This is a genomic window from Flavisolibacter ginsengiterrae DSM 18136 (genome assembly GCF_059568575.1).
This window is the reverse complement of the sequence record NZ_JCANTR010000002.1, coordinates 150,895-165,386: the sequence shown is the minus strand read 5'-3', so window position 1 is coordinate 165,386 and position 14,492 is coordinate 150,895. Positions and strand designations below refer to the sequence as shown.

General features: G+C 40.3%; 12 protein-coding genes. 7 read left to right on the top strand and 5 right to left on the bottom strand.

What is annotated here, in order from left to right:
- Positions 1 to 155 precede the first annotated feature (155 nt).
- Both BP74_RS02600 and BP74_RS02595 read left to right on the top strand, forming a co-directional pair.
- Positions 156 to 383, top strand: coding sequence for a hypothetical protein (locus tag BP74_RS02600; RefSeq protein ID WP_496370777.1), 228 nt, complete (start codon positions 156 to 158; stop codon positions 381 to 383).
- 473 nt (positions 384 to 856) lie between these two features.
- Positions 857 to 1,906, top strand: coding sequence for a glutamine synthetase beta-grasp domain-containing protein (locus tag BP74_RS02595; protein ID WP_496370775.1), 1,050 nt, complete (start codon positions 857 to 859; stop codon positions 1,904 to 1,906).
- A 436-nt stretch (positions 1,907 to 2,342) separates the two neighbouring features.
- On the opposite strand, the gene BP74_RS02590 is transcribed toward BP74_RS02595, so the two are convergent.
- A complete protein-coding gene (locus BP74_RS02590) occupies positions 2,343 to 2,777 on the bottom strand; it encodes a hypothetical protein (protein ID WP_496370773.1) in 435 nt (144 codons plus the stop codon).
- A gap of 347 nt (positions 2,778 to 3,124) precedes the next feature.
- On the opposite strand from BP74_RS02590, the gene BP74_RS02585 reads away from it, so the two are divergent.
- Both BP74_RS02585 and BP74_RS02580 read left to right on the top strand, forming a co-directional pair.
- On the top strand, positions 3,125 to 4,480 hold the full coding sequence (locus BP74_RS02585) for a 3-keto-disaccharide hydrolase (protein WP_496370771.1): 1,356 nt from the start codon (positions 3,125 to 3,127) through the stop codon (positions 4,478 to 4,480).
- Between the two features lie 53 nt (positions 4,481 to 4,533).
- Positions 4,534 to 5,892, top strand: a complete 1,359-nt coding sequence (locus BP74_RS02580) for a Gfo/Idh/MocA family protein (RefSeq protein ID WP_496370769.1) — start codon at positions 4,534 to 4,536, stop codon at positions 5,890 to 5,892.
- 75 nt (positions 5,893 to 5,967) lie between these two features.
- Here BP74_RS02580 and BP74_RS02575 read toward each other — a convergent pair whose 3' ends face one another.
- The 3 genes from BP74_RS02575 to BP74_RS02565 form a co-directional block, all read right to left on the bottom strand.
- On the bottom strand, positions 5,968 to 6,885 hold the full coding sequence (locus BP74_RS02575) for a PepSY-like domain-containing protein (protein WP_496370767.1): 918 nt from the start codon (positions 6,883 to 6,885) through the stop codon (positions 5,968 to 5,970).
- A 157-nt stretch (positions 6,886 to 7,042) separates the two neighbouring features.
- Positions 7,043 to 7,750 (bottom strand): LytR/AlgR family response regulator transcription factor, encoded by a 708-nt coding sequence (locus BP74_RS02570; protein ID WP_496370765.1) that lies wholly within the window; start codon positions 7,748 to 7,750, stop codon positions 7,043 to 7,045.
- Positions 7,751 to 7,761: 11 nt separating this feature from the next.
- Complete coding sequence (locus BP74_RS02565; RefSeq protein ID WP_496370763.1) at positions 7,762 to 8,823, bottom strand: sensor histidine kinase; 1,062 nt, start codon at positions 8,821 to 8,823, stop codon at positions 7,762 to 7,764.
- Positions 8,824 to 9,419: 596 nt separating this feature from the next.
- Between BP74_RS02565 and tnpA the strand changes: the two genes are divergently transcribed.
- Both tnpA and BP74_RS02555 read left to right on the top strand, forming a co-directional pair.
- Positions 9,420 to 9,791, top strand: a complete 372-nt coding sequence (gene tnpA / locus BP74_RS02560; RefSeq protein WP_496370761.1) for an IS200/IS605 family transposase — start codon at positions 9,420 to 9,422, stop codon at positions 9,789 to 9,791.
- An 897-nt stretch (positions 9,792 to 10,688) separates the two neighbouring features.
- Positions 10,689 to 11,039, top strand: coding sequence for a VOC family protein (locus tag BP74_RS02555; protein WP_496370759.1), 351 nt, complete (start codon positions 10,689 to 10,691; stop codon positions 11,037 to 11,039).
- A 55-nt stretch (positions 11,040 to 11,094) separates the two neighbouring features.
- Here the strand turns inward: BP74_RS02555 and BP74_RS02550 are convergent, their stop codons facing one another.
- Complete coding sequence (locus BP74_RS02550) at positions 11,095 to 11,979, bottom strand: SdiA-regulated domain-containing protein (protein ID WP_496370757.1); 885 nt, start codon at positions 11,977 to 11,979, stop codon at positions 11,095 to 11,097.
- Positions 11,980 to 12,348: 369 nt separating this feature from the next.
- Between BP74_RS02550 and BP74_RS02545 the strand changes: the two genes are divergently transcribed.
- Positions 12,349 to 14,370: a cache domain-containing sensor histidine kinase gene (locus BP74_RS02545; RefSeq protein ID WP_496370755.1), complete on the top strand. Its 2,022-nt coding sequence runs from the start codon at positions 12,349 to 12,351 to the stop codon at positions 14,368 to 14,370.
- Positions 14,371 to 14,492: the final 122 nt, after the last annotated feature.

Sequence of the window (14,492 nt, the reverse complement as noted above, 5' to 3'; positions counted from 1 at the left end):
ATACTGTTCAACCTGACGAAGATGGAAGGATAGGAGGGTTCGACTCTACAGTTAACGTAGATAATGGCTTTACAATTTTCTTCCCACAGCCCGGTGTTTCCGTTTACCTTTAGAGTGCCAGGATCAATACAAAAAAATAAGCAACCTTTATATTTATGGCGATTTTGATCGGGGTTTTTGCCCTGGTACATTCGATCGGCTATATAAAAAAGAACACAGAAAAAAGAATTACTCCTGCCGCGCTTGCTGCCCTGGCCCTGATAACCTTAGGAATTTTTTTGGGTGATATCAAAATGATCGGATACAGTATGATAGGTGCTGGAATGATCCTATTCATTTTTGAAATGATCAGGGAATATAAAAAGAAGCACCCCCTGCATTAATCTCGTTTTTTAAAACCTTTCTTTTTTTCCTCCTCGTATTGTAAAAATTATAGTTTACACCGGTGAGATTTTCATAATACGGTATTAGGATTTTGGCCCTATTAAAACGTATAATAACAATTATAATATGTTATATATAGAATGATTAATTATTTACAATCGTATTTCTAATGATTAAACTGGATTTCGAGTCCGCATTTATTTAAAAACATTGCATTTATCACCACAATACACACATATTATTTAAAAATATGTTTGCATTAGTTCTGAATTTACCTATTTTTAATCCTGAAGTGACATTCAAAAAAGGTATTGCTTGCTTTTCTTGTCAAAGGGAAATTTATGGCAATACCTTTTTTATGAATGGGTAAGAAGCATTGGCAATCAGCTTAGTCCCAATGTGTATAGATAGGGCAAGAGGTACGGCACTTCATTCCGTCCAAAATTCATTTTTTAATATAAAATCATAGAAAATGGCAACTGCTAAATTAGAGTACATATGGCTGGATGGCTACAAACCTGTTCAAAGCCTTCGCAGCAAAACTAAGATTGAAAAAGATTTTTCAGGTAAGCTGGAAGATTGTCCGCTCTGGTGTTTTGATGGTTCTTCCACAGAGCAGGCGCCTGGTGGCTCATCTGATTGTTTACTACAACCTGTATTTATAGCTAAGGATCCCCAGCGAAAAAATGGATACCTGGTCATGTGCGAGGTATTGAATCCTGATGGAACGGCACATATCAGTAATGGCAGGGCTTTGATCAACGATGATGATAATGATTTCTGGTTTGGTTTTGAGCAGGAATATTTTCTCTGGAATGTGAACACAGATAAGCCTGTTGGTTTCCCTGAAGGTGGTTTCCCTCGTCCCCAGGGCCCTTATTATTGTTCAGTAGGTGCACAAAATGCCTATGGACGTCCCATGGTAGAGGAGCACCTGGATGCCTGCCTGGAAGCAGGATTGAATGTGGAAGGTATCAATGCCGAAGTTGCAACCGGTCAGTGGGAGTTCCAGATCTTCGCAAAGGGAGCAAAAGAGGCAGGAGACCAGGTTTGGGTGGCTCGGTATTTACTGGAAAGGATTGGTGAAAAATATGGCATTGCCATCAACTGGCATTGTAAGCCATTGGGCAACCTGGACTGGAATGGTAGCGGCATGCATGCCAACTTTTCTAATTCTGTGCTTAGAACCTGTGGCAAACGCGAAGTGTTTGAACAGATCTGTGAAGCCTTCCGCCCGGTGGTGGAAGAACATATTGCTGTGTATGGCCATGACAACCATTTGCGACTGACGGGTAAACATGAAACTGCCGCCATCAATGAATTTAAATATGGTATCTCCGACAGGGGAGCCTCTATCCGTATTCCTATTGGCTCTGTTGAGCGGGGATGGAAGGGATGGCTGGAAGACCGCCGCCCTAATAGTTCGGCAGATCCTTATAAAGTGGCTGCACAAATAGTGAAAACGGTGAAATCGGCACAGGTGGAAATGCCCGCAACTGCCCAGGAGATGAAAGTAGCTTAAATTAATACGATAGGGTAGGTCAATGGCTTACCCTTTTTTTATCTATCTCCCACAATGATAATTCGGTCATGCCGGACCGCTAGTTCGGCGCTTCATTGATTACTTGCCTATTTTCCTGGTAATAAATCCGCGCTATAGTAATACCACTGGCAGGTCAAACGTAACATTTATATTCCGGGTGTAAACTTAACTCTGTAATCTTTTTGCATTAAGTAACATCGGAACGACAGATCATTATTCGTTGTACCTGCATGCCTGCCCTGGCGTAAGCAGTATTTTTTGTTCAGTTATCAATTTCCGTTCAGTATAAGTGAAACTTTGTTTAGGTGAAATAAAGCAGCCAGTGATCAATGATCACCGGCTACTTGTTCTCTCATGTGCGTGTAATAATTTTTAAGAGGGCATTTAGCAGAAATTCATACAACTGTAAAACTGGTTACAGTTTAGAAATAAATACGTCTTCTTTTACATAGTTCTTTTTACTGATCTCTATTACCTGGGCATGTTTTATTTTACCACTTGAGAAGGTAAAGGTCAGTTTCATATCACCGGGTTCTTCCTGTGCTACCTGGAATAATCTGGTAAAATTCCGGTTACTGAACCTGTCTGAATAAATCACCGTTCCTTCCGGGTCTTTAATGTCAAGGTCGTAAGATTGCCCCTGCTGGTTCTCAAACATTACTTTCAAAACAGGTTGACCGTTTATCTTACCCAGGTAATGGACAACAGGTTCGTTGGCCAAACTGGTTTGGGTTTGAGCTTTAACGCCTTGTGTACCTATTAATAAAAGAACTGCAACAGCCAAAGGGCGCAAGCGAAAGCGTGAAAAGTTGAAGGCTTTCGTGGTTAGAGGCATCGATTGCTTTTTCATATTGAATAGTTATTAGTGAAAAAATACTGATCAATAAAGCAAGCAATGCTTGCAAGCAATGATGTCAAAATGAGCAGGTGCTGATCATTTTCTTTGTATAGTAAAACTAATCCATCAAAATTCCTCCTTCCATACATGTTTACCTGTTTTTTACCATGGCAAAAAAGGTTTTATGCTTTAAAATCCTTTGCTGTAGCGCATTCTGGGCTGTTGGCTGGTTTATTTCCAAGTTCTTTTTTTAAGCCTTCTTTTTTTCCCATGCCTATTATTTTTCCGCTGAAACAAAATGGTTTACCTTAAAATGCTGATCCTGATCTTTTTTAATGACTATCAACTCCGGTAACCGTATGTATAAAAACTTATTACTTATTGCTGCTTTATATGCAAGCTTACAAGGCACAGCACAATCTCCATCATTATGGAAAAATTTATTCAATGGTAAAGATCTGTCCGGATGGAGACAGTTAAATGGTAAAGCAAAGTATGCTGTTCAAAATGGTGAGATCATAGGAACCACCGTTATGAATGAACCCAATTCATTCCTGGCCACTGAAAAGGAATATGGTGATTTTATTCTGGAGTTTGAATTCCTTGTCGATAGCAGTATGAATTCAGGCGTACAATTCAGAAGCGCCAGCAAGGCAGACTATAAAGAGGGAAGGGTGTATGGTTACCAGTATGAGATCGATCCTTCCCAACGAAGTTGGACGGGTGGTATCTATGATGAATCTGGTAGAGATTGGTTGTATCCCCTTGATCTGAATCCTTCCGCAAAAACAGCTTTCAAGCAAGGACACTGGAATAAGGCGCGTATAGAATGTAATGGGACATCAATACGCACGTGGATCAACGGTGTACCTGCAGCCTACGTCATTGATGATCTGAGACCCAAAGGTTTTATTGCATTGCAGGTTCATGCCATCAACAAGAAAGAAGAAAAAGGAAAACAGATCCGGTGGCGCAACTTGCGCATCCAGGAAGCCGTTGCAAAAGTTGTGGCCAACCCCCATCAATTTATAGTCAACCTTATACCCAACAATGTATCTGCGGCTGAGAAAAAAAATGGCGTGTCCCTGTTATGGGATGGGCAAACCACCCATGGTTGGAGAGGAGCGTACAAAGACAGGTTCCCGGAAAAGGGATGGCAAATAAAAGATGGCATATTAAGTGTCCTTCCTTCGGGGGGCGCTGAGTCTTCGAATGGAGGTGATATAGTTACAGAAAAGGAGTATAGTGCCTTCATTTTGCAATTCGATTTTAAACTAACTGAAGGTGCCAACAGTGGTATTAAATATTTTGTAACGGAGAAAGAAAATAATGCAGGATCAGCCATAGGGTTAGAGTACCAGATCCTGGATGATGCCAGGCATCCTGATGCCAAACTGGGTGTGGTAGGTAACAGGACACTGGCTTCTTTATATGACCTGATCCCTTCTTTAAAGGAACCCAGGGCGCGACGCCCCATAGGTGAGTGGAACCGGGGGATGATCGTGGTGTATCCGGACAACAGGGTAGAGCATTGGCTGAATGGATGGAAAGTATTGGAATACCAGCGCGGTGCTCCCTATTATTATGCATTGGTGGCCAGGAGCAAGTATGAAAAATGGCCGGAGTTTGGTATGGCGCCAAAAGGACATATTCTTATCCAGGATCATGGCGATGCCGTTTCTTACAGGAGTATCAGGATACAGGAATTGAAATAACAACACTTAGATCATAATTACCCAAATGATCTGTAATCATTAAACTTCATTGTATGTCAGTCAACAGGCGAAAATTTATTGTCCATTCTTCTAAGGCTGCTGCTGGAATGTATTTAGGGACCATGGGTCTTAGTGCGAAGAGCTATGCCCGCATTATTGGTGCGAATGACAGGGTAAATGTGGGGGTAATAGGATTTTCCGACCGCTTCAGGTTTTCGCATTTACCCTGCTTTTTAAATCACTACAAAGAATTGAATTTCGATATAATGGCTGTTTCCGATATATGGAAATTTCGAAGGGAAGAAGGCTGTGACCTTTTACAACAAAAATTCGGGCATGAGGTGAAAGCTCATAACAATAATGAATCCTTATATGAAAATAAAGACATTGATGCAGTGATTATCAGCACTGCCGATTTTCAACATGCACTTCATACCATTGAAGCAGTGAAAGCAGGTCGGGATGTGTATGTGGAAAAGCCATTTGCCGAAACAATGGATGATGCCAATGCAGCATTGAAAGCGGTAAAAGCATCCGGGAAAATAGTACAGGTGGGCTCGCAAAGAAGAAGTGGCGCCAATTATATGGCCGCAGCAGATTTTATCCGTGAAGGGAAATTTGGGCCCATCACCATGGTCGAATTAAGCTGGAATGTCAATCAGCCGGGACGTTGGCGCCGACCGGCACTGGTGGCTAAAATAAAACAGCAGGATACTGACTGGAAGCGTTTTTTGATGAACAGGCCCTATGAGGCATGGGATCCAAGGAAGTATTTGGAATACCGCTTGTTCTGGCCTTATTCTTCCGGTATGCCTGGTCAATGGATGTCGCACCAGATAGATACAGTGCATTGGTTTTCTGGTTTGTCACACCCAAGAACGGTGGTGGCCAATGGCGGCATTTATATGTGGAAAGATGGGCGTCGCAATTGGGATACCATGACAGCGGTATTTGATTATGGCCCAAAGGAAGATCTTACAACGGGGTTCCAGGTGGTGTTTTCATCGCGCATGCATAATGGGGATGAACATCCCTCGGAGATCTATTATTCCAACGGGGGAGAGCTGAACCTGATCACCAATAAAATATCACCTGCGGGAGGGCTGCAAAAGAATTTCGCTGATGAAATGAAGATGGTACCGAACCTGCTGCCAGAAATGGAGCTGGTGAACAAGAATATGCCAGTTATTGCCTCTGCCAATACAGGCGGTGATGCCCTGACTAATGCGCATATGCGAAACTGGATGGAATGCATCCGCAGTCGCAAACAGCCCAATGCACCTGTTGAAGCAGGGTACAATCATTCTATAGCCTGCATCATGACCAATGCGGCAGTGCATACAGGACAAAAAGCAAGCTTTGATGAGAAAACCAGGCAGGTGATGGCAGGCGGCAAAGTATTTAAATATTGATAGCATGTAGCAAACTATGCAACAAGTCAAACACAAAAGCCCCGGAATAACACGGGGCTTTTGTGTTTTAATAAATTAATGAATGGTGATGGCCCGGACAAAAGTTCCTGATGCATCAAATTCCACGGCATACTTAGTATTGTTGGCGTCAATAATAACCACATAGCCTTTGACGGTACCATTTTCTGTCAGTGAAAAGGCCTTATCAAAAACATAGTTAGGATAGGTTTGCGCAAGATAGGCAGCAGCTGCTGAGGGAAGTTGAGACAATTCTATGGATTGACATTTGCCTCTTGTATGTTCGACCGTGCTTCTTTGAACAAAGCCGCCAGTTGCATTGAAAACGGTGACATAAATACCATTGTTCCGGGATAATACCACTATGCTGCTATCCCGGTTGCGAAATGCTTTTACCAGTGTGTCAGCAGGATAGTTGGCAGAAAAATAGGAAGTAATGGAAGCATCGAGGGCAACCAGTGCAATAGTATCTCTTTGCTGGCCATCTCTATGTTCGAAGCGACCGCCCCTGTGGTGGCCATCTCCTTCAAGGTCTCCTTTTTCACGCTGTTCCAATACCCGCACAAAGTTACCTGCGCTGTCAAATTCCACGCCTACCGGTTTGTCATTGAAATAAATAATAGTGACATAACCTGTAAGCGTACCTGTACTGTTTTTAATGGCAAAGGCCTTATTAAATGTATAGCCAGCATAGTTAGCAGAAAGGTATGTTTCAATAGTGGCAGGAAGTGTTGTTGCTGCCACTGAGTCACGGTGTCCGCCGCGTCCACAGTTTTGCATCACATACACGCTGTCTGTTACGCCGGAACCGGAAGCAGCACCCGAAATAGATGATAAACTGGCAGGTACTGCAATGGCGGTGGAAGTAGTGTCCTGCTGGCTGTTGCCCAGGTCATTTTTCTGGCAGGATGATAAAATCAATAGGGCAGTTGCAATAACGGGTAATGTCCTTAAAGGGATAATAGTCTTCTTCATAAATAATTGTTTTTGTAAATAATAGAGCAGGTAAAACTTTATTATAGGCAAACATTGGTTGGTTCAACGGGTGTAGATGCTTCTGAAGTATTTTGGTTTAATGATCAGGAAAAGTCTATCGATGAAGAGGAAGAATGTACCGGAGTTCGCGATTTACTTATTTGCGCATCCATTCCTGAAGCAGGCTGATATAGCTGTCACCCACAGGTAATTCGGTTTTGGTTAGCCTTACTTTTCTGTTCACAACAGATTGAATTCTCGAAAGTGGTATTATATAGCTCCGGTGTATGCGTTTGAACTGATCGGAGGGTAATTTCTCGAGTATGGATTTCAGGGTCATAAGGGTCATAACAGGTCTTCCTTCGCGTAGGTGGATCTTGAGATAATCATCCACACTTTCGATAAATTCAATGGCATCAAAATAGATCTTTACCAGCTGGTATTCCGACCGGACAAAAAAGGATTCAGTTTCTTTTTTATTAATGCTGTTTCTGTACCTGTACTGTTCAATGGCTTTTTGAACCGCCCTGGTAAATCGTTCGGGCTCAATTGGTTTTAGCAGGTAATCTATTGCGTCCAGATCATAACTGTCAACGGCAAATTTTTTATAAGCCGTTGTGAAAATAACCATAGGCTTCACGGGCAGGGCCTGAACCAGTTCAAGTCCATTGAGATCCGGCATATTGATATCGATGAATAACAGATCAGGTATATGGCTTCGCAAAAATTCCAGCCCCGCAACAGCGTCTGTAAAACTTTGCACCCACTCAAGTTCGGGGTATTTACTTACGTAGGTTTTAAGCAACTCCAGGGCCAGTGGCTCGTCATCGATTGCAATACATTTTATGGAATTTTTAGGAGCCAAAAGATGATATATTATAAATGCATTTCTAAGTGAACGATGTATTGATCATGATCCGTTTGTATCTGCAAAGTATGCATACCGGGATATAAATATTGTAAACGTTTTTTAGTATTTTCAATACCTATTCCAGGCCGCCCAGTTGAGTTGCCAGTCTGAAATATCCTGTTCTGGCAAAAAAAATCAAGCAGGTGATCCTTTACGGATATCCTGATTGTAATAACGGAAGTTTCATGGCTGCTGATGCCATACTTAAAAATATTTTCTACAAAGGTCATTAAGACCAGTGGCGCTATTTGCAATTGCTCCATTGAGCCTTCTACGGCATAATCAACGGTCACTTTTTCATTCAACCGGAGTTGTTGCAGGTCTATATAATTCCTGACGCATTCCACTTCCAGGGAAAGAGGCATTTTATCCTGCGCCACTTCATCTGTTACATAGCGCATGATACCCGATAGTTTCAATATAGCCTGGGGTGTAGCTTCTGCCTTCATAACGGCAAGTGAATAAATATTATTGAGTGTATTGAACAAAAAATGGGGATTGATCTGTGCTTTCAGGAAAGAAAGTTCTGCCTGTGTTTTATCAGCTTCCGCCTGTGCGGCTCTCTTTTCAGTTTGCCGCCATTGATTGATGATAACAAGGGAAGTGCTTACGGCCCACACCATCAGGAACAGTATGACGCTTATAATATCAATGCGCGGGTGTGGGTGATGTTCAGGGGGCCTGTTAAAAGGAGCACCAGGTGGGAAACGCAGATCACGGTGATGGGAATGGGGGCCGTTAAAATGGTCAAAAGGCTTCAGTAAGAACACAAGAAATAACAGGAAGAGCAATACGGCAAAATAAGCCAGGTGGCGCTTTGACAAATAGAGTCGAGGAACCAATACCTGTCCATTGAGGTAATACAAGGCCATATAGCTGGCACTGAAAATTAAAAAAGGTAGAGAGAATAACTGGTGAAACAGGCTATTGTTTCCTTCAAAAGAGGCTGTAAATCCCAATATAAGGCTGAAAAACAATATCCAACTCCCAATATGGGTAAGTATGATCATGAACCTGGAGGAAGGCATCAGTAAAGAAAGTAAAAAATGAGAGAATTATAAACAGGAATCGGTTATCCCTTAAAATGTATAGATCAATATTGTCCTGGGAGCACTATTGGTTTCCGCAACTGGTGACCTTTTATTCCGGCAGGCTTCATTTTTAGCAGAACCTGTTTCCCTGGATTATAAAAAAAGTCCACTGTAGAAACAGCGGACGCTAACGATTGCTTGCTATACGAAAGAGTTATAAGAAGTTGTAACGGGTATTAAACTATTGAACAAAGCTATGCCGCAAGTAAAGGAGGTTGGGAACATGTTTGTATGATAAACAGCATGTCAAAGGAAGGGGTAGTGCCATGAAAGTTAATAGGAGTAAGGCCTGGAACAAATTTTTGGGTTGACAGCCAAAGTATTTCTCCCTGTAAAATTCTTTGTAAGCAGTGGCAGATTATGAGTTAAATCCTGCAGGTCTGCATTAAAATAATAGTATTCTTATTTATTGAGTTTTTAACTGTTAAGTTGGCAAGGAGCATTTGGAAAATAATCTTTATTGATTAAACTTGTAATTGTTAGGCAAGAATTGTATACGTTTTTGGAAATAATAAGTATCAAATAATCTTACGATGGCAGGTAGTTTTTCCCAGATTTACATTCAGGTTATATTCGCTGTTAAAAGTAGGGAAAGCCAGGTGCAATCTTTATGGGAAGAAGAATTATATAGGTATATCACAGGCATTGTTCAAAATAAGGAACAAAAGATGCTAGCTATTAATGGGATGCCTGATCACATACATTTTCTAATAGGTATGCGTCCTTCTTGTTGTTTAGCAGATTTGGTAAGAGAAGTAAAAAAGGCATCAAATATTTTTATAAATGACAAGCGTTTAGTTCCGGGTCATTTTCAATGGCAGGAAGGATATGGTGCGTTTTCTTACAGTCATTCATCATTGGATCATGTTATCGCCTATATCGGGCGACAAAAAGAGCATCATTGAAAGAAAACATTCAGGGAAGAATATATAGAGTTTCTAGACAAATTTGCTATTGAGCATAAGCCAGAATATTTATTTGATTGGTTAGAACAATAATCATCCAGGTGTTGACGGCATATGTTGTTCATAGAATGCGACCCCGATGGGGTCGAGTTCCTATAGGTACAATTAAACTATAAACATTTAATCCCTTCGGGATTGAAAAGGTAAAAGACTGGAGCTGAAGTCATCAATTGTTTTTTATCCAATTAAGAAGTTAATGTGCGACACTGACTGTGTCGGGATTCATGTATTCAACTAAAACTATAAACATATAATCCCCTTAGGAATAAAAAACAAAGAGCTGATGCTGAAAGCATCACATGTTTATAGCTCATATATTAAAACATCATACGACCCCGATGGGGTCGAATATCCTAGATGCATATATTGCTATAAACATATATCCTTTCGGGATAATAAAGAGAGAGAAATGATGTTGAAGACATCAAATCTTATGGTACCAAAAGCTAAATTAGAAGGCGACCCCGATGGAGTCGAATGAATACATTTGACACGGGTCTATAAATTTAATCTATTACGGATAGTCTTATTTTTTATAAGCTTATTTACCTACATCCATTTTTTAATTACGATAAGACACAACCTGCCTATGGTCAGTTATCAACGCATAGATATTTAAATTCCAATTTTTATAAGTATTCATTACAACACCCTAAAAGCCAGGTTTGTAAACCTGGCTTTTTTCTGACTGCAAGGACGGAAACTGGTACGTTGAGGAGAGTCCAAAGAAACAACGATTCGCCATAAATACGGCAGGATCTATTTTTACTTATTGTTACATAATTGTTACCGTAAGGTTACTGCTTATTAACTAACTTGAAATTTAAAATAGACCTCATGAAGCTTCTGTCCTTAGAGCCATTTATTCCCTCCGGGAAGGAACACGGATCATCCAAACAACTGTTCCAGGAATTGGGATTTACGATCAATTGGGATGCCGGTGATTATGTAGGGTTTGAGAGGGATGGATGTAAATTTATTTTGCAGCATTACGATAACAAGGAATTTGCAGAAAATCTTATGATCAATGTAAGGGTGGATAACGTAGAGCAATTCCGGCAAATGGTCATTGAAAAGCAACTGGCTGAAAGATTTGGAATCAGGGTTGGTGCAGTAACAATGCAACCCTATGGAAAGGAAGTAAACATTATTGACCTGGCAGGCGTATGCTGGCACTTTGTTGAATAATTTGTAAGTAATTACAAACTCACTGATTTTCCAGGTGGCATTAAGCCCGGAACAGTTATTTTGAAGTTTTATTGCCTGGTGTTTTATAAGGGAAAAATAGCAGGGTGGGACTTCCAAATTTACCTTCATTTGAAATATACATATCTCCATTAGGTGCGAACGCAATTCCTTCTGCCTGGGGAAAGAGGTCTGGGTTAAGTTTATAAGCTTCCATGATCTTTCCCCTGGTGTCAGCGATCACCAGCAAATGACTGGCAGCTGAAAGAATATATAATCGTTTATTGATAGGGTGAATAGCAGCAGCAGATGGGTCGAATTGTACATCATCATCTTTCAATATGCGTTGAACTTCATCTTTACTGAAAGTAAAAAAAGCTAAACTGTCGAATGTCCTTGTTTGTAGATCGAAGCGAAACGCTGTACGGATATTTTTACCTTTCTCATGAGCACAGGTCTTACAAATTAAAATCAAACCATTTGCTGTTGGATCAAAATACAAGGTTTCAAAATCATTTTGACCTGGTAAATTGAGATCAAAAGTTCGATTGGTAGTACTGTCTGTAGCTTTTACCGGAACTTCAACGATCTCGCCCCAACTGGATAAAAGGTAGTAAGCAGTATCTGATGCTACAATATCTTCTATATCACTATCCGGACCAACAATATGTTCTTTCAGATCCTTAAGTTTTTTCGTTTTAAGTCCAATCTGGATGATCTTGTCCTTGCTATCTGAAATGGCTATTAATGAGGGTCCCACAGGATCGTATGCAAGTCCCGAGATTTCATTCATTACTTTTCCTAATTGCTGCACCTGGGGTTTTTTGAGATCATATCCTACGGGGAAATCATAATTTATATTGCTGCAACCAGAGAAAAGCCAACAGGTTGAAATGGTGATTATTAAGGGTACGAGGTTTGAAGCAAAAAGTTTCTTCTTCATTAGTGGTTGTGTAATAGTGTTAATGCTATAAAAATTATACCCTTATTTGCTGATTAGGATATAAATGCTGTTTGTGTAAATTACTTAAAAGGAAGTTTCTTCTAATTATAACTCATCATTTCTATGATTAGCCACCAATAAACTATTATAAAAATTTATTCATTAAGCAAAGGCAAACCAATTTTCAATTGGGTATACGATTTTTTATAAGGGAATACGCTTACAGGGTATGATTTTTCTCATAAGTATAAAAAAATATGTATTTTTTTGCTATGCATTAAGAACCAATACTATGAACCATCTCAAATCCCTGGCAACCTGCCGTTTTTATGAAGTGTTTATTATCTGCTCCGGGGTTTACTGCCAGCCATGAATAAACTATATGTTAAGACCAGGATGTTGATTCTCATCCTGGCTGCCTTTTGCGTGCTTCTCGTTTTTCTTATCTGGAACCAGATACTGCAACAAATAGAACGGGACAGAAACCATACTGTAACAACAGCGATACAGCGTAATGCTAACCTTGTTGTTTCTTTAGAGCAGTATGCCATCCGTACCATAAAAAATGCAGATGCCGTTTTGCTGCTGGTGAAAATGGAATATGAAAAGAGTGGCGGACGAATAGATTTCAATTCCCTTTTTAAGCATGGAGTGATTGACAATAAATATTTTAAAGGAATTGCCATAATAAATGAAAAGGGAAACCTTGTATTGAATGATTTTAATTTCTATCCTAATGCTCAAACCAACCTGGCAGACAGGGAGCATTTTAAATACCATATAACACACCAGAATGATCTGTATATAAGCAGGCCCCTGTTGTCAAGGACTATCAATAAAACCGTGGTAGTTTTTAGCAGGAGGATCAATAAGCCTGATGGAAGCTTTGGTGGCACAGTCGCTGTTCAAATAGAGCCTTCTGCATTTACCCAATTTTATTCCAACGCTAATCTTAAAGATCATGATATACTTTCATTGATTGCTACAGATGGGATTACTTACGCCAGGAGAAAAGGGAAAAAGGAAAGCTCAGGTGAAAATATCCGTAAAAGTCCATTGTTTCAACATGTTGCCCAACAGCCAGTAGGAAATTATTTTGCCAGGGATGCCATATATGGTATCCCAAGTTTTTTTAGTTACAGGAAACTGGAAGGCTACCCGGTAATTGCAACCGTTGGCAGTGCCAGGGAAGATGTGCTTTCCAATTTCTATGAACGGGCAAAAAGAGATTACCTGTATGCGGCGATTGTAACCATAATGCTCGTTCTTTTTACGGTATTGATCAGCGCAGTATTGATTTGGCAAAGGAAAAGCGACAAGAAGATCAAGGATAGTGAGGCCCGATATCGCTCTATATTTGAGAATAGCCATGATGGCATTATTCTTTTAGCACCTTGCGGACATATTGAAGCTATCAACGAAGCAGCCTTCCATCTATTTAAAGTAGGGGTAGCTGATAGTGGACAGGTATTATTCAGGCAATTATTTCTTCATTCAACGCCTGAAATTGACCTGGGAAAATTTACCTGTTCGGATAAAACAGAATTGGAAAAAGAGGTATGTTTTACCTGCCTTGATGAAACCAGCTTTATCGGTGAAATTGCCTGCAGCATATTCCGTGACTCTACAAATAAAGATCACCTGGTGATCAACATTCGTGATATCACACTGCGTAAGGAAATGGAGCAACATTTATTGAAGGAGCAAAAGCGTTTTCAGCGGAAGCTGACAAAGCAGATCATTTTAGCGCAGGAAAGGGAAAGAGAATCAATTGGTCATGAACTGCATGATAATGTAAGCCAGATTTTGACAACTGTTAAACTATACCTGGATATGGCTATTGGAAATCCTGATATGCGGGACCAGTTATTGCCAAAATCCATTCACCACATCATGAACTGCATTACTGAAATAAGAAATCTGTCTCATGCCTTATCTGCTCCCACATTGGGAACACATTCGCTGGTAGATTCCCTTAAGGTGTTAATAGAAACAGTAGCGAGTTCATCCAGGATCTTTATACATTTTGAATATGAGCGTTATAAAATATCCCTGGTAAAAGATCAGAAGCTGGCTATTTACCGGATTATGCAGGAACAATTGAATAATATTGTGAAACACGCCGGAGCTACAGAAGTTTTCATTAGCCTATCCCAGGAAGAACATAAAACAACATTACAAATAAAGGATAATGGAAAGGGTTTTGATGTACACGCTCAAAGAAGTGGCATTGGTCTCAATAATATTTTAAGCCGTACAAAAGTTTTGGGTGGTGAATTAAAAATTGAATCCTCAGAAGGCAAAGGTTGTTTATTGACCGTCAGGCTGCCCATCCGATCATCGGAAGAAAATACTGAAAAGGCCCTTCAATCCCATGGACATAATTCCTGAAAGCAAAGGATGTAATTTCCTCCTGCTTATTCCTGGACATTTACAATATATCCCGGTTAATTCTTCCCGGTAATTTGGTTGTTTGTAAATCGGGAAGATTAAAAGTATTTAAAATTATATAT